Consider the following 19,338-nt stretch of genomic DNA (forward strand, 5'->3'; position numbering starts at 1 on the left):
GTTGAAGCGGGTCTCAGTGTAGGTCTTCAAGGTGCCGAGCTCGGTTTCCTGGCCGGTCCAGGTCTTCAGCGAGAAGCGGGCCTTTTTGTAGTAGGTGTCGTTGCTGCCGCCGTCCTCAACGTCGGCGGACGTCGCACCGTCGAACGAACCGACGTCGCCGACGCCGATGTCGTAACGGACATAGCCGCCGATGCGCAGGCAGGTCTCGGTGCCGGGGATGTAGAAGTAGCCCGAGCCGTAAACGTCGCAAATCTTGACGTATTCAGCCGGTTCCGGCTCGGCGACGACGACGGCGTCGGCGGCGCGCGCACCGGAAACTGCGATCAGGNGCTGAAGGACAGCGTTCCCTGCCCCATCCCCACTACCGAAAAAGATGCGCACCGCGCCGCTCCTTCGAAATCGACATTACCCATGAGGCGGCGGCGTTCAACCACGATCGTACCGGCAAAAGGGCTGTGCGGGTGCTATCCCCCGGCGTTGTTGCACAAATGACACGATTTGGCCTCAGTCAGAAAGCTCTCATTAACTATCGAGGGGCCCGGAAGCCTTGTCCAGCGCGCCGCATTGCGGCAGAATCCGGCGATCGCCGGCCGGAATTGCGGCGCTGCTGCCGACTCGCCGGCCAGGGAGCCGCCGCAGATTCGCCGCATGCAAAAGGCGACGCCGCAGCCGAATCCGGAATTTTCATAGATAATGGCGCCGGCTTGTTGATTGTGCCCGCGCTTTTCTTTATCCAGCGGCGCAACGGAGAGGTGGCCGAGTGGTCGAAGGCGCTCCCCTGCTAAGGGAGTAGAGGTCAAAAGCTTCTCGTGGGTTCGAATCCCATCCTCTCCGCCAANGGAGAGGTGGCCGAGTGGTCGAAGGCGCTCCCCTGCTAAGGGAGTAGAGGTCAAAAGCTTCTCGTGGGTTCGAATCCCATCCTCTCCGCCATCCTGCTTCGCTCTTCGAGCTTCGCAGGACAAGCCCAACCCTCAGCGCGAAGCAATGGCGGAGAGGATGCCCTCCGAAGCCTTGGCGTAGGAGGGCCGGACCGTGTGGTGTGCTACGTGCCGCACAGCGTAGGCCCAGAAAATCCCTTGCAAAATTCGATTGGCAGTCCTGCTTCGCTCTTCGAGCTTCGCAGGACAAGCCCAACCCTCAGCGCGAAGCAGGATGGCGGAGAGGATGCCCTCCGAAGCCTTGGCGTAGGAGAGCAGCTCACGTGGTATGTGTATCTTCTGGAGAGTACGGCTGCGGAAGGCGAACGCTATATCGGCATAACGACAGACCTGAAACGGCGGCTTGTCGAGCACAATGCGGGGAAATCCAGCCATACATCCAAGTTTCTGCCGTGGCGGATCGTCAGCTATATGGCCTTTTCGAACCAGGCCAAGGCAGCTTCATTCGAGCGCTATCTCAAATCCGGTTCAGGGCATGCTTTCGCCAACAAGCCCCTGTGGTGATGGCCGCATCACCTGCCGCAAAGGTCCATCTTTTCAATAAACTTCAACAATAACAATTGGTTACAGCGAAAACGCTTGTCGCCGGCTTCACTATCTTGTTCGATTCTGACTGGAGGTCAGAAAATGAACATTAAGAGCCTTCTCCTCGGCTCCGCTGCGGCCTTGATCGCAGTTTCCGGTGCGCGCGCCGCCGACGCCGTCGTCGTCGCCGAGCCGGAACCGGCTGAATACGTCAAGATTTGCGACGTTTACGGCTCGGGCTACTTCTACATCCCCGGCACCGAAACCTGCCTGCGCATCGGCGGCTATGTCCGCTACGACATCGGCGGNTGATCGCAGTTTCCGGTGCGCGCGCCGCCGACGCCGTCGTCGTCGCCGAGCCGGAACCGGCTGAATACGTCAAGATCTGCGACGTCTACGGCGCCGGCTACTTCTACATCCCCGGCACCGAAACCTGCCTGCGCATCGGCGGCTATGTCCGCTACGACATCGGCGTGGGCGACGTCGGCTCGTTCGACGGTGCGAGGTCCTTCGACCATAAGGATGGCGACGAGCAGGACACCTTCTACAAGAATGCCCGTTTCACGCTGAAGACCTGGACCGGCCAGGAAACCGAACTCGGCACCTTGAAGACCTACACCGAGACCCGCTTCAACTTCGGCAATCGTAACGGCTACCCGTCGGCAGACGATCCGACCACGGAAGCAGACGAGTTCAACTCCAACCCTGCCGGCAACAAGAACGTTTCGCTGAACTTCGCCTGGATCCAGCTCGGTGGCCTGCGCGTCGGTAAGGACGAATCGGCCTTCGACACGTTCATCGGCTACGCCGGCAACGTCCTCCAGGATACGCTCGTTCCCTACGGCGATTTCGACACCAACGTGGTCCAGTACTACTTCGATGCGGGCAACGGCTTCTCGGCCGTCGTCTCTCTTGAAGAAGGCTCGGGCGTCGTCGGCACGATCGACAGCTACGTTCCGCATGTCGTCGGCGGCGTGAAGTACACGCAGGGCTGGGGCGCCATCACCGGCGTCGTCGCTTATGACAGCAACTATGAAGAAGTCGCCGGCAAGGTTCGCCTAGACATCACCCCGATGCAGAACCTGTCGCTGTTCATCATGGGCGGCTACGGCACCGACGACAACCTGAATGACGACACGACCTTGATTCACAACGGCAACGCGATCAACGCCGGTGGCCGCGGTTTCTACAAGCAGTGGGGCGGCAACTGGGCATTCTGGGGTGGCGGCACCTACACCATAAACGAGAAGACCTCGTTTAATGCCCAGGTCTCGTATGACGAGTGGAAGAACCTCGGCGTCGCCGCGAACATCGCCTACGACGTTGTTCCCGGCTTCACGGTCACGGCCGAAGTCGACTACCTCAACGCAGGCAAGTTCGACGACGCCAACTTCTCCAACTTTACCAATGCCGACAAGAAGAGCAGCATCGGCGGTCTCCTCCGCTTCCAGCGCTCGTTCTAACAGGCAGAACCTGGCTGAAAATCGAACCCGGCGGGCAACCGCCGGGTTTTTCTTGTGAGGCGTCCGGACTGATCGGTCGCCGTGCGGATCTCGAGGGGTTTTCTGGCTCAACCGGCAGATCGGCAAAGGCGCCGCCTTGCGCCTCGCCAGAACTTGCGCCGTCCTATCGGGCACGCTAGCAAGAAGAGCCATTTTCTCGTGAGCTTTTGCCATGCGCCAGCGCCCTGCCCTCACGCCGCTTGTCGGCGCGCTTCCCTCCACGGTGCCGTTTGTCGGACCGGAAGCGCAGGAGCGCGAGCGCGGACGTGCGTTTCGCGCTCGCATCGGCGCCAATGAGAGCAGTTTCGGGCCTTCGCCGCGCGTTATCGAGCGCATGGAGAGCGTCGCGCGTGACCAGTGGATGTATTGCGATCCCGACAATTACGAGCTGAAGCAGGCTGCGGCCGCCCATCTCGGCATCGGCGCCGAAAACGTCGTGGTCGGCGAAGGCATAGACGGGCTGCTTAGCCTGGTGGCGCGCATGTATGTCGCGCCTGGCGACGCGGTGGTCACCTCGCTCGGCGCCTATCCGACGTTCAATTTCCACATTGCCGGCGTCGGCGGCCGGCTGGTCACGGTGCCTTACGAGAACGACAAGGAAAGTCTGGATGGACTGCTCAAGGCAATTATCAAGGAGAAGGCGCCGCTGGTCTATCTCTCCAATCCGGACAATCCGATGGGCAGCTGGTGGGAAGCAGGAGATATCACCCGCTTCGTCGAAGCGTTGCCGGAAACCACCATGCTGGTGCTCGACGAGGCCTATGGCGAATTGGGGCCGGCCTCGGCGCTGCCGCCGATCGATGTCGCGCGGCCCAACGTCATCCGCATGCGCACCTTCTCCAAGGCATACGGGCTGGCCGGCATTCGCTGCGGCTATGCGGTGGCCGAAGCTGAGGTGATCCGCGATTTCGAGAAGATCCGCAACCATTACGGCGTCAGCCGCATGGCGCAGATCGCCGGCGTCGAGGCGCTGGCCGACCAGGACTGGCTGCACAGCGTGGTGGCGCGAGTCGCTGCCGGACGCGCACGTATAGCCGGGATTGCCGAGACGAACGGGCTGAAGCCGCTGCCATCGGCGACCAATTTCGTCACCATCGATTGCGGCAAGGACGGCGCCTTCGCGCTGAAAGTGCTGCAAAATCTTTTGTCGCGCGACGTGTTCATTCGCAAACCGATGGCGCCAGGGCTCGACCGTTGCATAAGGGTCAGCGTCGGCCTCGATCATGAGCTCGACATCTTTGCCGAGGAACTGCCCGGCGCGCTCGCCGCTGCGCGGGGAAATTAGCCCGGCCGATTGCCGTCGCGACACGGCCTGCCAATGCCGCCAAAGGCCAAGACAGAATCAGCCGGGTCCCCGGCTTCCGTCGATCCAACAACAATCCAACCGTTCAAGGCTGTTGCTTTCGTCCGATCCCGCGCCAGTTCTTGAGCATGGGAGATAACGACCGGCAAAAGGCGGTGCAGGCGCGCGTGCATGGTAAGGTGCAAGGCGTCGGCTATCGGATGTGGGCGCGACGCGAAGCGATAGGGCTTGGCCTCGTAGGTTGGGTACGCAATGAACGAGACGGCACGGTGACGGCCTCGATTGCCGGTGCCGATGCTGCGGTTTCCACAATGATCGAACGGCTCCGGCAAGGGCCACGGGGTGCTTCGGTTTCGAAGGTCGAGATCGAAGAATTCGAACTCCTCGACGCGCCCATCGACTTTCGGATCATTGTCTAGACGGAACCACTTTATTGCCGCTTGAATTAATCGAACGTTCGTTTTATTACTAAATACCGGGAGGCGATCATGGCACGCACAACGGGATCCGATGGCGAAAAAACTGAAGCGGCCGTCCGCGAGGCGGCGGTCAGCCTGATCGCCCGCTTCGGCTATGAGGCGACGTCGATGCGACAGCTTGCCGCCGAGGTCGGCGTCCAGGCGGCCGCGCTCTACCGCTATTTTCCGACGAAGGAAGACCTGCTGTTCACGCTGATGCGCGAACATATGGAAGGGCTGATCGAAGCGTGGGACGCCGCACGCCCCGACGCAGCCGATCCGGCAATGCGGCTTGCCGCCTATGTCGAAAACCACATCGCTTTCCACATCGAGCGCCGCCACTCCACCCATGTCTCGAACATGGAATTGCGCAGCCTGTCGCATGACCGGCTGACGCAGATCCTTCGCATGCGCACCGCCTATGAGAAGGAGTTGCGCGCCATCCTGCGCGACGGCGCGGAGGCCGGCGCCTTCAGTGTCGATGACACCGGGCTCACTGCCATGGCCCTGATCCAGATGATGACCGGCGTCATCGTCTGGTTCCGGCCGGGCGAGCGGCTGTCGATGGCTGAAGTCACGGCGACATATCTTTCAATGACAATGCGCCTGGTTGGCGCGAAGATCGAAATCGGGGAGGAACGGCATGTACACGAACACACTCAGCTTCGGGCATGACGAAGACATCGAGGCGCTGCGCGATCTGGTGCGCCGCTTTGCCCAGGAGAAAATAGCGCCGATTGCTGCCGAGATCGACCGCAGCAATCAATTCCCCACGCATCTGTGGAAAGAGCTCGGCGCGCTCGGCCTTCTCGGCATCACCGCCGATCCCGATTTCGGCGGCAGCGGCATGGGCTATCTCGCCCATGTCATTGCGGTGGAAGAGATTTCGCGCGCCTCGGGCTCGGTCGGCCTTTCCTACGGCGCCCATTCGAACCTCTGCGTCAACCAAATCAACCGCTGGGCGACGCCGGCGCAGAAGGAGAAATTCCTGCCGGCATTGTGCTCGGGCGAAAGGGCAGGTGCGCTGGCCATGTCGGAATCGGGCGCCGGCTCCGACGTCGTCTCGCTCAAGCTGCGCGCCGAAAAGCGCAACGATCGCTATGTGCTCAAAGGCTCGAAAATGTGGATCACCAACGGCCCCGACGCCGAAACGCTGGTGGTCTACGCCAAGACCGATCCGGAGCGGAAATCGCGCGGCATCACCGCCTTCATCGTCGAAAAGACCATGGCCGGCTTCTCGGCATCGCCAAAGCTCGACAAGCTCGGCATGCGCGGCTCCAACACCGGCGAACTGGTGTTCGACAATGTCGAGGTGCCCTATGACAATGTGCTGCATGAGGAGGGCCGCGGCGTCGAGGTGCTGATGTCGGGCCTCGACTACGAGCGCACCGTGCTCGCCGGCGGCCCGCTCGGGCTCATGGCGGCCTGTCTCGACGTGGCGATCCCCTATGTGCATGAGCGCAAGCAGTTCGGCCAGCCGATCGGCGAGTTCCAACTCGTGCAGGGCAAACTTGCCGACATGTATTCGACGATGAACGCCGCGCGCGCTTACGTTTATGCTGTCGCGGCTGCCTGCGATCGCGGCCAGACGACACGCAAGGATGCCGCCGGCTGCGTGCTGTTTGCCGCCGAAAAAGCGACGCTGATGGCGCTCGACGCCATCCAGCTGCTTGGCGGCAACGGCTATACCAACGAGTATCCGACCGGCCGGCTGTTGCGCGACGCCAAGCTCTACGAAATCGGCGCCGGCACCAGCGAGATTCGACGCTGGCTGATCGGGCGCGAGATCATGGCGGAAGGGGTGTGAGCGATTTCAATGCCTGGTTTGCCAAAATACCTTGGAGTATTAGCACGGACTATCGTCGCATTGATCCCATTGTCGGGATTTGCGAATGCCGCCTCTTCAGATATGCCGCAATTTCGAGACGTTGCAGCACTGCGGGTTGAAGTCATTTCCCGCCTGAAGGCTGACAGCCGAGTCAAGCAAGCAATTCCCAACCCCGCCGATCCGGCGCGTCTTGACGTAACCAGGGTCGGTTCTACCGGCAAGGATATTCATCTTCAGGTGGACGTTACGAACCTGCTAGGCCGCATTCGCGACCTGCCGGCGGGAGAGGCGGAAACCGAAATCGAACGTTTTCTAACCACGCTCGTGCTCAGCGATAGCGAAAGCGGCTTCCAGGCCGATCTACTGATTGCCAACATTCGACCGCGCGAACATCTCGACGCTTTCAAAGGCGATGGCACAGAGCCCGACAAAGGACCGGCGTTTGAAACCTTGGCGGGTGACGTCGTGATCCTTTACCAGATCGACAATGAGGACTCGCTCGCCAGCGTCCGGCTTGACGATGTTGGAGACCGCTCACTCGCACAGCTTCGCCAGCTTGCTCTGGAAAACATCAACAAGCAGATTACGAAGGTCAAGCAGGAGCGTATCCTCGACGGGATATCGATCTTCACCGTCGAAGGGGATGAGGCCATCTCACCCGCTCTCCTCCTGACCGAAAAATTCTGGGCCACGCTTGGACCGCAATTCCCCAACGGCGTTTTCATAGCCATTCCAAAACGCGATGCCATCGTCGTTGTAGACAAGCGGCTTCCCAATGCGGTTCAGTTTGCTCGCTCATTTATTGACAAGGTTTTCAAGACCGAACCTGATCTTCTCTCCGAGTACATTTTCGAGCGCCGTGACGGCAAGCTGCAAGTCGTGGCAGAGCAATAGGAACCGATGTGGCCGTACTCCAAACCCAGATCTCGCCCTCCTCCGAAACCTACCTCGCCAATGCCGAGCGCATGCGGGCGCTGGTTGCCGACATTGCGGACAAGGCGGCAACCGTCGAGCGCGGTGGCTCGGAGGAGGCGCGCGAGCGTCATGTTTCGCGCGGGAAACTGTTGCCGCGCGAGCGGCTGGCGCAGTTGCTCGACACCGGCTCGCCTTTCCTCGAGATCGGCCAGTTCGCGGCATGGTCCATGTATGGCGAGGAGATTTCCTCGGCCGGCCTCATCGCCGGCGTCGGCCGTGTCGAAGGCACCGAGGTGATGGTCGTGGTCAACGACGCCACGGTGAAGGGCGGCACCTATTATCCGCTCACGGTGAAGAAGCATTTGCGCGCACAGGAGATCGCGCTGCAAAACAATCTGCCTTGCGTCTATCTGGTCGACAGCGGCGGCGCCAACCTGCCCAACCAGGACGAGGTGTTTCCCGACCGCGAGCATTTCGGCCGCATCTTCTACAACCAGGCCAACATGTCGGCGGCCGGCATTCCGCAGATCGCCTGCGTCATGGGCTCATGTACTGCGGGCGGCGCCTATGTGCCGGCAATGTCGGACGAGACGATCATGGTGCGCAACCAGGCGACCATTTTTCTCGGCGGCCCGCCGCTGGTGAAGGCGGCTACGGGCGAAGATGTCAGCGCCGAGGAGCTTGGCGGCGCCGACGTGCACACCAGGCTGTCCGGTGTCGCCGACCACTATGCGCTGGACGACGAACATGCGCTGGCCATCTGCCGGCGCATCGTCAAAAACCTCAACCGGCGCAAGACTGTAAGCTTGACCTTACAGAAACCCATGCCGCCGCTTCATGACGCGCAGGAACTCTACGGCATCGTGCCGACGGATCTGCGCCAGCCCTATGATGTGCGCGAGGTGATCGCGCGCGTCGTCGACGGCTCCGAGTTCGACGAGTTCAAGCAGAATTACGGCACCACGCTGGTCACCGGCTTTGCCCATCTTCAGGGCATGCCGGTCGGCATCATCGCCAACAATGGCGTGCTGTTTTCCGAAAGTGCTGTGAAGGGCGCGCATTTCATCGAACTGTGCTGCCAGCGCAAGATCCCGCTGATCTTCCTGCAGAACATCACCGGCTTCATGGTCGGGCGAAAGTACGAGGCCGGCGGCATCGCCAAGGACGGCGCCAAGCTGGTGATGGCGGTTGCCACCGCCAAGGTGCCGAAGGTGACGATGATCATCGGCGGGTCGTTCGGCGCCGGCAATTACGGCATGTGCGGCCGCGCCTACTCGCCGCGCTTCCTGTGGATGTGGCCGAACGCGCGCATTTCGGTGATGGGCGGCGAACAGGCGGCGACCGTGCTGGCGGTGGTCAAGCGCGAGGGCATCGAGCGCAAGGGCGGTGAGTGGAGCGCGGACGAGGAAGCGAAATTCAAGAAGCCGATCCTGATGAAATACGAGCATGAGGGCCACCCGCTCTACTCCTCGGCGCGGCTGTGGGACGACGGCATCATCGATCCGGGGAAAACGCGCGAAGTGCTCGCGCTCAGCCTTTCGGCAGCGCTCAACGCCGACATCGAAGAAACGAAGTTCGGCGTGTTCAGGATGTAGATGAGCAAGTTCGGCGAACGGATACATGTCCACACCGGCGACATCACCAGGCTTGCGGTCGATGCCATCGTCAACGCCGCCAATTCCTCGCTGCTGGGCGGCGGCGGCGTCGACGGCGCCATTCACCGCGCCGCAGGCCCGGAGCTCGAATTCGAATGCCGGATGCTGAACGGCTGCAAGGTCGGCGAAGCAAAGCTTACCAAGGGCTATCACCTGCCGGCACGTTACATCATCCACACGGTCGGACCTGTCTGGCAAGGCGGCGGAAAAGGCGAAGCCGGGCTGCTCGCCTCCTGCTATTATCAGGTCGCTCGAAATCGCCGCCGCCAGGGATTGCCGGACCGTGGCATTTCCGGCGATCTCCACCGGCATCTACCGTTATCCGAAAAATGAGGCGACGCAGATTGCCGTTGGCATCGCAGGTACCTTCGTCGGACAGAACTCAACGCCCGAAACAGTTATTTTCTGCTGCTTCGACGAGCCAACAGCTCAACTATACCGACAAGCCGTTGCTGCCATTGAAGGATGCTAGTCTGCATGGATAAGATGGTTCATCCACCTACGCAAAAGAAATTTTCGGTGAGCAGGCTGGCGGCACTGGAGAATAGACGCTATTGTTCATCCCGCATTGGGCAACGGGGATGGGGTAAAGATGAGGCCGAAATATTCGGGAAAAACGACTGCGTCGGTACTTGCAGTCTTGCTTATATTTGCGGTACCCGGCGTTGGCGCCGCGGCATCGCTGGCGGGAAGCAAAGGCGACATCCATTTCTATCCGTATTTGCCGAAAAGCCCGAAAGACCAGTGCACCATGGCTTACAACGCCTATGTGGCCGCCGGCGGCCATTCGGCCTATGCGACCACGCCCTATGCCCGGATCCGTTCGTTGTACATCATCTGCGGCTCGGGCTTGAATGCACCGTCACAGAAGGCTGCCGAAGAACGGGCGATGAAATCCTGCGAGTCCGCCCGCAGCCATTACAAGGTCATTACAGGGGCTGGCTGCGAAGTTGCGGCATCGAAGTAGGCCGACAAGCATCGGCTTGGGCATTTTTCAAATGGGCGGCGCAAGATGAAATCGACACGCATCAAACGAATTACTGTATCGATGCTTGCCGGCCTGCTCGTATTTACGGCACCCGGTATCGGAGCGGCTGGATCGCTGGCGGGCAGCAAGGGAGACACCCGATTCTGGCCTCCGTTGTCACTGAATCCAAAGGAGCCCTGCACGAAGTCGTACAACGCCTATGTCGCGGCGAGTGGCCACTCGGCCTACGCGACCACATTCTACTCGCGCGTCGACGATCTTTACATCATCTGCGGTGCGCGGCTGAACGCGCCATCTCAGAAGGTCGCGGAAGAGTTGGCGTTGCGAAGCTGTCAGGTTGGCCTGAAAAAGTGGAAGGTTCAGACCGCGAGCGGCGGCTGCAAAATCGCGGCTTCGAAATAGGCTCATTCCTGCCAGACCGGCGCCGCCCGAGACAAACCCGGGAGGCTCCATGTTCGCCAAGATCCTGATCGCCAATCGCGGCGAGATCGCCTGCCGGGTGGTACGCACGGCCAGGAAGATGGGGGTGCGCACCGTTGCCGTCTATTCCGACGCGGACGCCAAGGCTCTGCACGTCGAAATGGCTGACGAGGCGGTGCATATCGGCGCTTCGCCCGTCGGTGAAAGCTATCTGCGCGGCGACAGGATTGTTGCGGCGGCGCTGGCGACCGGCGCCGAAGCAATTCACCCCGGCTACGGCTTCCTCTCGGAAAACCCCGATTTCGTCGACCAGGTGGTGGCGGCAGGGCTCACCTTCATCGGCCCGTCGGCCGCCTCGATCCGCGCCATGGGGCTGAAGGACGCGGCCAAGCGGCTGATGGAAAAGGCCGGCGTGCCGGTGGTGCCGGGCTATCATGGCGAGGCGCAGGAGATCGTGCTGCTGGCGTCCAAGGCGCGTGAGATCGGCTATCCCGTTCTGATCAAGGCGCGCGCCGGCGGTGGCGGCAAGGGCATGCGCCGGGTCGAACATCCCGACGATTTCTCCGAGGCGCTGTCGGGCGCACGGCGCGAGGCCAAGGCCGCGTTCGGCGACGACCGCGTGCTGGTCGAAAAATATGTCGACAAGCCGCGCCACATCGAGGTCCAGGTGTTCGGCGACAATTTTGGCAATGCCGTGCATCTCTATGAGCGCGACTGCTCTGCGCAGCGCCGCCACCAGAAGGTGATCGAGGAAGCGCCGGCGCCCGGCATGACGCCGGCGCTGCGCAAGGCGATGACGGAAGCGGCGGTCAAAGCCGCCAAGGCGATCAGCTATTCCGGCGCCGGCACCATCGAATTCATCGTCGATGCCTCGCAAGGGCTGAAGGCCGACCGTTTCTGGTTCATGGAAATGAACACCCGCCTGCAGGTCGAGCATCCCGTCACCGAAATGGTCACCTGCACCGACCTCGTCGAATGGCAGTTGCGCGTAGCCGCCGGCGAAAAGCTGCCAAAGACGCAGAGCGAAATCACGCTTTCCGGCCACGCCTTCGAGGCGCGTATCTATGCCGAGGACGCGGCGAAAGGGTTTCTGCCGGCGACCGGCAGGCTGCATCACCTGGCGTTTCCCGACAACGCGCCCGAAGGCGCCAGCATGCGCGTCGAGACCGGCGTGCGGGCCGGCGATGCGATCTCGCCCTTCTACGATCCGATGATCGCCAAGCTGGTCGTCCACGCCAAGGACAGGCAGGCGGCGCTCGATGCGCTCGGGACTGCGTTGTCGCAGACCGAGATTGCCGGCTCGACCGTCAACACCGCGTTTCTCGCGGCACTTGCCGCGGACGCCGATTTTTCGGCCGGTGATGTCGATACCGGCCTGATCGGCAGGCATCAGGAAGCGCTGACCGCGGTCGCCCCGCCGCGCAGCGAGATCGTTGCCGCGGCGGCCCTTGCCGCGGCGGGCGCCGGTGCCTTGCCGCCGTCGAACGATCCGTGGTCGTCGCTTGCCGGCTATGCGCATTTCCACAGCATTGCGCGCCGCACGCGCCTGCGCCATGGCGAGGACGATATACTGGCGCGTGTTTCAGTGCGGCCGGACGGGCGCTTCGAGGTGGCGCTGGACGCGCCCTATGACAGCGTCAATTCGCATGATCTTCGCGCCGCCCCTCGCCTTGCCCGCTGGCCAGGCCACGTCACCGTATTCGAAGGCGCGGTCGGCTACAGTTTCCTCGTCCCGGATCCGCTGGCGCGCACCGACGGGGCGGCCGCCGCTTCCGGCAGCCTGCGCGCGCCGATGCCAGGCGTGGTCAAGCTGGTGCGCGCGGCAAAGGGCGAAAGGGTGATCAAGGGCCAGCCGCTACTGATCCTGGAAGCGATGAAGATGGAGCACACGATCGCGGCCAGCCATGACGGCGTGATCGCGGAAATCGCCACCGAGGGCGCGCAGGTCACCGACGGAACGGTGCTGGTGCGCTTCGTTGAAGAGGCTTCATAGCCGGCTGGAGGCTTGAATGAAAAATGGCCGGGACAAGCCCGGCCATTGCCATGAGTACGCGGCCGCTTACTGCGCGATCGGTGCGTATTTGCCGTCGTGCCACTGGTTGATGTCGTAGCTGGCGTTCTTCAGATCGCCCTTCTCGTCGAAGGTCACGTCGCCGACCACGGTGCTGAACGGCGTGCCGTTCTTCAGCGCTTCGGCTACCTTGACCGGATCGTCCGTTCCGGCGCGCTTGACGCCCTCTGCAAACGCCTGAACGACGGCGTAGGAGAACAGCGTAAAGCCTTCCGGCACGAAGCCGCCCGCCTTGATCTTGGCGATGGCCTCCTTGGCTTCCGGCTTGGCCTGCGGGTCCGACGGGAAGACGAACAGGGTGCCTTCACCGGCGGGGCCGGCGACCTGCCAGAATTCTGGCGAGGCGATCGAATCCGGCATGATCAGCTGGAACTTGACGCTCTGCTCAGCCGACTGACGCAGGATAAGCCCGGCTTCCGGGTGATAGCCGCCGAAATAGACAACGTCGGCCTTGAGGTCCTTCAGCTTGGTGACGAGAGCCGAATAATCCTTCTCGCCGGCATTGATGCCTTCATAGTCGATCTCCTTTAGGCCACCGGCATTCATCGTCGCCTTCACGGCATCGGCAACGCCCTGACCGTAGGCGCTCTTGTCATGCAGGATAACGACATTCTTGCCGGCATATTTCTTGGCGATCCACGGGCCAATGAAGGCGCCCTGCGCGTCGTCACGCGTATAGAGACGCATGATCGTCGGCCAGCCGGCCTTGGCGGCGGCATCGGTCAGCTCGGGATTTGAAGAGGCCGGGCTCATCATCAGCGCGCCGGCCTCGGCGTAGACGGCGGAAGCCGGGATGCTCGAACCTGAACAGGCATGGCCGTCAATAAACTTGACGCTGTTGGCAACGATCCGGTTGGCCACCGAAACCGCCTGCTTGGGATCGCACTGGTCGTCCTCGATGTCGAGCTTGATCATCGAGCCGTTGACACCGCCGGCGGCGTTGATCGCGTCGGCGGCTGCCGTTGCGCCCTGCTTGAACTGGTCGCCGATCGTGGCGAGTTGTCCGGTCATCGGGCCGACCACCGAAATGGTGATGTCATCGGCAAAGGCAACCGGAGCGCTCATCATCAGGCCAAATACGGCCGCGCTCAAAATACCCGTTTTTTTCATGGTGATAGAACTCCTCCCACACTCGCGCAGCCGCTCTGGCCGCGCTTCTTTCCGAAGGCGGGACAATTTCATCCTTCATTGGGCCTGTCTAGGCGCATCGGCGCCGCTCGATTGGGCCTCATCAACGCAAAAAGCCACGCCAGCCTGTTCCGGCCGGTCGTGGCTTTTTGCTCGTAGCAGTCCCCATGCGCCCCCGCGCCACGAAAACCTGCCCGCCGTCCCCATTGTGCACGACTGGACCGTGCCGGCCTGCCGCGTTCTTGTTCTTTCATGGTCGGCCGTCTTGTCGCGGCCTTGTCGTTTCACCGGTTCCGACCGTCTTTGCGGTCTTGATCCCGGGGCTTCCCTGTTTTCGATAATCTGCCTGCGATAATCTGCTCGCGATCTCAGTGCATCGTCATCCATTCGCGGGCTTCGCGCAGCGCCTTGGCGATCTCGACCTTGGACATTGCGGCCGACAATTCCGAGCGCAGTTCCGCGGCGCGGACCGAGCCCTTGATGGCGGCGATGTTGAACCATTTGTGGGCGGCAACGACATCGATCTCGCAATCGCGGCCGGTCGCATACATCATGCCCAGTTCGAAAAGAATGTCGGCCTGGGCAGTTGCCCCCATGGCGCCGAAGCCGGCTTCAAGCATTTCAAAACGTGCCATTTTAGTCCCCTGTCTGGCTCCCGAGAGCGGGCCTCTTCTGTCCCCCGGTGTTCCCTGGGGAGCCGCTCTTTCGATGCTTCCGAGAATGAGGCCGAGCCTTGAATCCGTCGTTAAATGGCGTGCTTAATTTGGAGAAAACAAAGCTAAAACAAGAGGTAAACGCGGAAATTCGTTAAGGATACAAAGTCAGCAATCCCGCCGTTTTTCGATCGATTTGACGAAAATTTGCAAGGCGCCGATCAACACTCTGCTAACCACGCAAACCAAAGCCAACGCCTCGATCGTTTCATTTTCACGGGCTGCGCTCTCCCGACCCCGCATGAAAATTGCGAAACCTTCCGTCGCGGCACGCTTTTGTTTTGCCGGGAGCTGGATTAGCTTACGTTTGCGTAAGCGGCAGAGAGGCGGCTGCCCCATCTAAACCAGGGAGGACAGACATGTTTCGCAAAGTGAGCTTGGCCCTGGCGGCCGCCGTGATGATGGCTGGTGCGGCTTGGGCCGATCCGATCGAAGGCAATTGGAAGACACAAGCCGGCGACACAGCAGTAATCGGCGGCAGCGGTTCATTCTCCATCACGCTGAAGACCGGCAAATATGCCGGGAAGACCATCGGTTCGCTCAAGGCGGCCGGGGNCTCAAGATGAGCGGCTGCGTGCTCGGCGGGCTGATCTGCAAGAGCCAGACCTGGCACAAGCTCTGATCTTGCTGCTTTGAGTTGACCAACGGGGCCTTCACAGGCCCCGTTTTCTTTTGCAGGACGGTCCGCGCCATAGCGACGACCGTGCCGTTTGCGGCGGCGCAAACCCGAACCGATGCTCTCCCTAAAACATCGTCAATCACTTTGAACCGCAGATGAACGTCGGCATCAGCGCCGGTTCAGTCGCATCAGGGCATTTTGATGGCGTGTTCAAGGAGACACTCCGCAAATGCTCGCTCGCCGCTTCACCATCGTCTGCCTGTTGATGAGCCTGTTCGGGATGCTCTTCGCCATCCTCGTGGCCGAATCCGGCCGTCCGGCCCGTTCCTGGGATGCAGCCAGTTCCTGCCAATTCGATTGCATGAACCATTTTCGCCCCTGAGACGACAAAGACATAGATCCAAACAGAAAAGCAAAAGCCATGAACCGCATCGCCATCAACGCCCTCCAGACCCTTCGGCTCCTGCCGCGGGCGGCGCTCGTCCTGGTCGTGCTGTCGGCGCCGGTCCTGGCCATGCCAATGATGCGGGCCAATGCCGACACGACGATCGACGCGCCGGCGACGAAGAAGCATGGCGTCGGCTTTGTCTTGCTGGTCAGTCTGCAGCGCGGGTAAGGTGTGCCGGTATTAAGGTGATGCCGGCCTGCAAGTGGCGGCCTTGGTGCTCACATGCTTCGAGTACGCTCCGCTCCGGTTCTCGAAGCCAACCAGTTTGGTCGCTTCGCGCCCGTCCTCGACTCCGGCTCAGCCTTACCTGAATCTCAGCACACCTTGGGCGTGGACGAATAAATCGACCACTTGGCGGCCACCCTCCCCTCCCAAGTGCGGCCTCAAGTCTCTATATTGAGCCATGGAAAAGCGAATCTACCCACAAGCTATCGAATCGGTCCTCATGCCGGAGCCTTTCGGCAAGCAGAGCTTCGACGACGCCAAAAAGGCCGTGGCCGCCTTGCAGGTGCTCTACGACCGCAACACCAAGTTTCTGCGCGACTCCTTTGCCACGCTTGCCGCCGGCGGCGACGAAAGCAAGCGCTACCGCGCCTTCTACCCGGAGATCGGCGTCACCACCAATTCGTTCACCCAGATCGACTCGCGCCAGGCCTACGGCCACATGCCGACCCCCGGGCATTTCTCGACCACCATCACCCAGCCGGTGCTGTTCGAACGCTATCTCGTAGAGCAGCTTCGCCTGATCATGCGCAATCACGGCGTGCCGGTAACGGTTTCGGAATCGACCACGCCGATCCCGCTGCATTTCGCGTTCCTTGAAGGAACCCATGTCGATGGCGCCGCCGCCGACCGCATCAAACGGCCGATCCGCGACCTGTTCGACGTGCCGGATCTCGACGGCACCGACGACCAGATCGCCAACGGCACCTTCGAGGTCGCGTTCGGCGAACCAAGGCCGCTGGCGCCGTTCACGGCGCAGCGCATCGACTATTCGCTGCACCGCATGACGCACTACACGGCGACCAGCCCGCAGCATTTCCAGAACTTCGTGCTGTTCACCAACTACCAGTTCTACATCGACGAGTTCGTCGCCCGCGCGCGGGCCCAGATGGCTGAAGGCGGCCACGGCTATACCGAATTCGTCGAACCGGGCAATGTCATCACCAAGGCAGGGCAAAACGCGCCCAGCGAAGGCGTGGCGGCGCCGCGCCTGCCTCAGATGCCAGCCTATCATCTGAAGAAGCCGAACCATGGCGGCATCACCATGGTCAACATCGGCGTCGGCCCGTCCAACGCCAAGACGATCACCGACCATGTCGCGGTGCTGCGGCCACATGCATGGCTGATGCTCGGCCATTGCGCCGGCCTGCGCAACACTCAGGCGCTGGGCGACTATGTGCTGGCGCATGCCTATGTCCGGGAAGACCATGTGCTGGACGATGACCTGCCGGTGTGGGTGCCGATACCGCCGCTGGCCGAGATCCAGGTGGCGCTGCAGGAGGCGGTCGCCGAAGTCACCGGACTTTCCGGTTACGATCTCAAGCGCATCATGCGCACCGGCACCGTCGCCACCATCGACAACCGCAACTGGGAACTGCGCGACCAGCGCGGACCGGTGCAGCGGCTGTCGCAGTCGCGCGCCATAGCGCTCGATATGGAATCGGCCACGATCGCCGCCAATGGCTTCCGCTTCCGCGTGCCCTACGGCACGCTGCTTTGCGTCTCCGACAAGCCGCTGCATGGCGAGTTGAAGCTGCCCGGCATGGCGACCGAATTCTACAAGCGGCAAGTGGCGCAGCATCTGACCATCGGCATCAAGGCGATGGAGAAGCTGGCGGAAATGCCGATGGAACGGTTGCATTCGCGCAAGCTGAGAAGCTTTTCGGAGACGGCCTTTCAGTAGACCGGCTTGCCGTAAATGTTTGCCGCGAGGCGTTTCGTCATCTTGATTGGGCCGCATTTCAGCCGATAAAGGCCTGATACCTCGGCAATGTATTACCCGGTCTATGGGCAAACCCGGTCTGATGGCACGCGTGCGAAAGATGATGGCTTCAATGGCGTTCCTGGCAATGCTCGGCCTCTCGGCCGCGCTTGTAGCCGGGTTCTTTGGCGCACTGCATCCGGCCTTCGATTCCTTCGCCCATTTCCGCATCCATTTTGCCGTGCTGATGGGGCTGATTGCGCTGCCGCTGCTCGCCACCTCGTTTCGCCTGCAGGCGGGCGTGGGCCTGCTGCTGGCCGTGGCCGCCTTCGCCAGCACGTTGAGCACCTTGCCGCGCCTGTGGCCGGTGCAGGCCGCCAATGACGCCGCGCCCGGCAACGAACCGGTCTACCGGCTGCTGCAGATGAACCTGCGTTTCAACAATCCGACACCCAAGAAGGTTCTTTCGCTGATCGCCAGGACCAACCCAGACGTGATCACGCTCGACGAAGTATCGGCCATGTGGGCGACCGAACTCGGCTATATCCAGAACGCCTATCCCTATCGCATCCTGTGCGCCCATCCCGAGGGCGTGTGGGGCGTGGCGCTTTTGTCCCGGCGACCCTTTGCGGCCGGCACCGAGCCGCATTGCGAACCGCGCGGCGCGATGGCGGCCGCCACCGTCGATTTCGGCGGCACTCCGGTCGATGTCGCGGCGATCCATTTGAGCTGGCCGTGGCCGAAGGAACAATACTGGCAGATCGGCGAGTTGACCGAGACGCTCACCTCGCTCGGCGAGACGGCGATCATGGCCGGCGACTGCAATGCCGTGCCGTGGAGCGCCGCGGTACGGCGCGTTGCCTCGCTCGGCGGACTGACCGTGATGCCGTCGGCCGGACCGACCTGGATCCACCGGACCCTGCCCGATTTCCTGCGGCGCTATGCGGGCCTGCCGATCGACCAGGTGTTTTCGAAGGGCGGGGTGACCATCCTGTCGTCGACGCAGATGGAAGAGACCGGCTCCGACCATCTGCCGGTGATGGTGGAATTTTCATTGATGCGCGACGAGACCAAGCCGGTCGACGAGGATTCTACCGCGACTGTGTCGCTGATCCAGCCCAACATGGGCGGCTAGATCGTACGCCACGGGGCTTACGGTTTCACAAGCCTACCAAGGCCTCGATGATGCGCTCGACATGGCCGCCTTCACTGTGCTCGCGCGCGTCGAACGCGATCTGTTTTGCCTCATAGAGCTTGGAAGTGGCTTGCAAGCGCCGCGTGGCTTCGACGCGCGTTTTGTTGCATTGCGGATCGTTGGCAAATTTCAGGCCGCGAACCGACCGCTCGGCAGCCTGCATCATCTGCCCGGCGATACGGCCATGGGTTCCTTCATGAGCGAGAACGCCTGTGAAAAACCGGTTCCAGCGTTTGCGCAGCGCCGGCGTGACGGCCGAGGCGACGCGCGGGTAGGTGTAGGCGATGTTGAGCGTTCCATTGGCCTGGCGCAGGCGGCAGACGCCGTTGACCTGACCCACGTCCAGGCTCCAGTCGGCGGTGTAGCTTGTCTGCGCGATGGCGTGGGTCATGAAACCGTGCTTGGGGCCCCTGCGGTTCATGGCGATAACCAGACCGGCACCTGTCGTGCCGGTGATGTCATAGGTTCGCGTCTTGACGACGGTTTTCACCCCCGCCGACGCCGTCCCGACGACGCCGCAGGCCGCGCTTATGACGGCGACGCAAAACAAGACCAACACGCGCATGCCATTTTCCCCATGGACGCGGCAATGAGACCACAAGCAGACGACGGTTTCAACAATCTTTGGCGCCGAGCGCCTTACATGCCTTGGTAAACCCGGCCATCGCCGCCATTTTTGCTGGTCGAGACGGCCCCGGTCGGTGGGGC

19 protein-coding genes, 2 tRNA genes and 3 pseudogenes are annotated in these 19,338 nt (G+C 61.8%); 20 read left to right on the forward strand and 4 right to left on the reverse strand.

Annotated features, from left to right (window positions below; all coding sequences use genetic code 11):
- On the reverse strand, positions 1-381 hold a 381-nt coding region (locus X727_RS0134045; RefSeq protein WP_031204310.1), incomplete at its 3' end, for a porin.
- 365 nt (positions 382-746) lie between these two features.
- On the opposite strand from X727_RS0134045, the gene X727_RS149065 reads away from it, so the two are divergent.
- The 15 genes and pseudogenes from X727_RS149065 to X727_RS149000 all read left to right on the forward strand — a co-directional run bounded on the left by X727_RS149065 (position 747) and on the right by X727_RS149000 (position 12,525).
- A tRNA-Ser gene (locus X727_RS149065) sits at positions 747-837 on the forward strand.
- A gap of 2 nt (positions 838-839) precedes the next feature.
- Positions 840-930, forward strand: a tRNA-Ser gene (locus tag X727_RS149060).
- A 278-nt stretch (positions 931-1,208) separates the two neighbouring features.
- Positions 1,209-1,442, forward strand: coding sequence for a GIY-YIG nuclease family protein (locus X727_RS149055; RefSeq protein ID WP_023834418.1), 234 nt, complete (start codon positions 1,209-1,211; stop codon positions 1,440-1,442).
- A 123-nt stretch (positions 1,443-1,565) separates the two neighbouring features.
- Positions 1,566-1,769: pseudogene (locus X727_RS1000000166555) on the forward strand (porin); the annotation flags it as partial.
- A 2-nt stretch (positions 1,770-1,771) separates the two neighbouring features.
- The gene (locus X727_RS149045; RefSeq protein WP_196815001.1) at positions 1,772-2,926 is read left to right on the forward strand and encodes a porin; all 1,155 of its coding nucleotides are present in this window, start codon (positions 1,772-1,774) and stop codon (positions 2,924-2,926) included.
- Between the two features lie 211 nt (positions 2,927-3,137).
- A complete protein-coding gene (locus X727_RS149040; RefSeq protein WP_023834421.1) occupies positions 3,138-4,250 on the forward strand; it encodes a pyridoxal phosphate-dependent aminotransferase in 1,113 nt (370 codons plus the stop codon).
- Between the two features lie 146 nt (positions 4,251-4,396).
- On the forward strand, positions 4,397-4,687 hold the full coding sequence (locus tag X727_RS149035; protein WP_023709796.1) for an acylphosphatase: 291 nt from the start codon (positions 4,397-4,399) through the stop codon (positions 4,685-4,687).
- 69 nt (positions 4,688-4,756) lie between these two features.
- Complete coding sequence (locus X727_RS149030) at positions 4,757-5,401, forward strand: TetR/AcrR family transcriptional regulator (RefSeq protein ID WP_023834422.1); 645 nt, start codon at positions 4,757-4,759, stop codon at positions 5,399-5,401.
- The gene (locus X727_RS149025) at positions 5,370-6,533 is read left to right on the forward strand and encodes an isovaleryl-CoA dehydrogenase (protein ID WP_023805711.1); all 1,164 of its coding nucleotides are present in this window, start codon (positions 5,370-5,372) and stop codon (positions 6,531-6,533) included. Before X727_RS149030 ends, X727_RS149025 begins: the two co-directional genes overlap by 32 nt.
- Positions 6,534-6,542: 9 nt before the next feature.
- Positions 6,543-7,448: a hypothetical protein gene (locus tag X727_RS149020; RefSeq protein ID WP_155922473.1), complete on the forward strand. Its 906-nt coding sequence runs from the start codon at positions 6,543-6,545 to the stop codon at positions 7,446-7,448.
- Positions 7,449-7,456: 8 nt separating this feature from the next.
- Positions 7,457-9,064 (forward strand): carboxyl transferase domain-containing protein, encoded by a 1,608-nt coding sequence (locus X727_RS149015; RefSeq protein ID WP_023834423.1) that lies wholly within the window; start codon positions 7,457-7,459, stop codon positions 9,062-9,064.
- Positions 9,065-9,596 (forward strand): annotated as a pseudogene (locus X727_RS01000000164755) (O-acetyl-ADP-ribose deacetylase).
- A 120-nt stretch (positions 9,597-9,716) separates the two neighbouring features.
- Complete coding sequence (locus X727_RS149010) at positions 9,717-10,091, forward strand: hypothetical protein (protein ID WP_023670207.1); 375 nt, start codon at positions 9,717-9,719, stop codon at positions 10,089-10,091.
- Positions 10,092-10,136: 45 nt separating this feature from the next.
- Entirely contained in the window at positions 10,137-10,514 is a 378-nt protein-coding gene (locus tag X727_RS149005; protein WP_023834424.1) for a hypothetical protein, read from the forward strand.
- A gap of 49 nt (positions 10,515-10,563) precedes the next feature.
- Complete coding sequence (locus X727_RS149000) at positions 10,564-12,525, forward strand: acetyl/propionyl/methylcrotonyl-CoA carboxylase subunit alpha (protein ID WP_023834425.1); 1,962 nt, start codon at positions 10,564-10,566, stop codon at positions 12,523-12,525.
- Positions 12,526-12,591: 66 nt separating this feature from the next.
- On the opposite strand, the gene X727_RS148995 is transcribed toward X727_RS149000, so the two are convergent.
- Together X727_RS148995 and X727_RS148990 are read right to left on the reverse strand one after the other, a co-directional pair.
- The gene (locus X727_RS148995) at positions 12,592-13,713 is read right to left on the reverse strand and encodes an ABC transporter substrate-binding protein (protein ID WP_023687260.1); all 1,122 of its coding nucleotides are present in this window, start codon (positions 13,711-13,713) and stop codon (positions 12,592-12,594) included.
- Between the two features lie 386 nt (positions 13,714-14,099).
- Positions 14,100-14,366: a sel1 repeat family protein gene (locus X727_RS148990; protein ID WP_023747480.1), complete on the reverse strand. Its 267-nt coding sequence runs from the start codon at positions 14,364-14,366 to the stop codon at positions 14,100-14,102.
- Positions 14,367-14,803: 437 nt separating this feature from the next.
- Between X727_RS148990 and X727_RS01000000164760 the strand changes: the two are divergent.
- From X727_RS01000000164760 to X727_RS148970, 5 genes and pseudogenes are all read left to right on the forward strand, one after another.
- Positions 14,804-15,066: pseudogene (locus tag X727_RS01000000164760) on the forward strand (DUF2147 domain-containing protein).
- A 226-nt stretch (positions 15,067-15,292) separates the two neighbouring features.
- Positions 15,293-15,445, forward strand: a complete 153-nt coding sequence (locus X727_RS1000000168540; RefSeq protein WP_023670201.1) for a hypothetical protein — start codon at positions 15,293-15,295, stop codon at positions 15,443-15,445.
- Positions 15,446-15,484: 39 nt separating this feature from the next.
- Complete coding sequence (locus X727_RS148980; protein WP_023670200.1) at positions 15,485-15,679, forward strand: hypothetical protein; 195 nt, start codon at positions 15,485-15,487, stop codon at positions 15,677-15,679.
- 277 nt (positions 15,680-15,956) lie between these two features.
- Positions 15,957-17,417 (forward strand): AMP nucleosidase, encoded by a 1,461-nt coding sequence (locus tag X727_RS148975; RefSeq protein WP_023731828.1) that lies wholly within the window; start codon positions 15,957-15,959, stop codon positions 17,415-17,417.
- A 151-nt stretch (positions 17,418-17,568) separates the two neighbouring features.
- Complete coding sequence (locus X727_RS148970; RefSeq protein ID WP_245274174.1) at positions 17,569-18,570, forward strand: endonuclease/exonuclease/phosphatase family protein; 1,002 nt, start codon at positions 17,569-17,571, stop codon at positions 18,568-18,570.
- 25 nt (positions 18,571-18,595) lie between these two features.
- On the opposite strand, the gene X727_RS148965 is transcribed toward X727_RS148970, so the two are convergent.
- Positions 18,596-19,195, reverse strand: a complete 600-nt coding sequence (locus X727_RS148965) for a DUF922 domain-containing protein (protein ID WP_023692824.1) — start codon at positions 19,193-19,195, stop codon at positions 18,596-18,598.
- Positions 19,196-19,338: the final 143 nt, after the last annotated feature.

It is taken from the genome of Mesorhizobium sp. L103C105A0 (genome assembly GCF_000502215.1).
Taxonomy (GTDB): domain Bacteria; phylum Pseudomonadota; class Alphaproteobacteria; order Rhizobiales; family Rhizobiaceae; genus Mesorhizobium.

Coding starts and splice junctions, on each gene's coding strand:
- X727_RS149000 (WP_023834425.1), top strand. CDS start 10,564: ATGTTCGCCAAGATCCTGATCGCCAATCGCGGCGAGATCGCCTGCCGG.
- X727_RS149005 (WP_023834424.1), top strand. CDS start 10,137: ATGAAATCGACACGCATCAAACGAATTACTGTATCGATGCTTGCCGGC.
- X727_RS149035 (WP_023709796.1), top strand. CDS start 4,397: ATGGGAGATAACGACCGGCAAAAGGCGGTGCAGGCGCGCGTGCATGGT.
- X727_RS149010 (WP_023670207.1), top strand. CDS start 9,717: ATGAGGCCGAAATATTCGGGAAAAACGACTGCGTCGGTACTTGCAGTC.
- X727_RS149040 (WP_023834421.1), top strand. CDS start 3,138: ATGCGCCAGCGCCCTGCCCTCACGCCGCTTGTCGGCGCGCTTCCCTCC.
- X727_RS148975 (WP_023731828.1), top strand. CDS start 15,957: ATGCCGGAGCCTTTCGGCAAGCAGAGCTTCGACGACGCCAAAAAGGCC.
- X727_RS1000000168540 (WP_023670201.1), top strand. CDS start 15,293: ATGCTCGCTCGCCGCTTCACCATCGTCTGCCTGTTGATGAGCCTGTTC.
- X727_RS149030 (WP_023834422.1), top strand. CDS start 4,757: ATGGCACGCACAACGGGATCCGATGGCGAAAAAACTGAAGCGGCCGTC.
- X727_RS148970 (WP_245274174.1), top strand. CDS start 17,569: ATGGCGTTCCTGGCAATGCTCGGCCTCTCGGCCGCGCTTGTAGCCGGG.
- X727_RS148980 (WP_023670200.1), top strand. CDS start 15,485: ATGAACCGCATCGCCATCAACGCCCTCCAGACCCTTCGGCTCCTGCCG.
- X727_RS149020 (WP_155922473.1), top strand. CDS start 6,543: ATGCCTGGTTTGCCAAAATACCTTGGAGTATTAGCACGGACTATCGTC.
- X727_RS148995 (WP_023687260.1), bottom strand. CDS start 13,713: ATGAAAAAAACGGGTATTTTGAGCGCGGCCGTATTTGGCCTGATGATG.
- X727_RS149025 (WP_023805711.1), top strand. CDS start 5,370: ATGTACACGAACACACTCAGCTTCGGGCATGACGAAGACATCGAGGCG.
- X727_RS148965 (WP_023692824.1), bottom strand. CDS start 19,195: ATGCGCGTGTTGGTCTTGTTTTGCGTCGCCGTCATAAGCGCGGCCTGC.
- X727_RS148990 (WP_023747480.1), bottom strand. CDS start 14,366: ATGGCACGTTTTGAAATGCTTGAAGCCGGCTTCGGCGCCATGGGGGCA.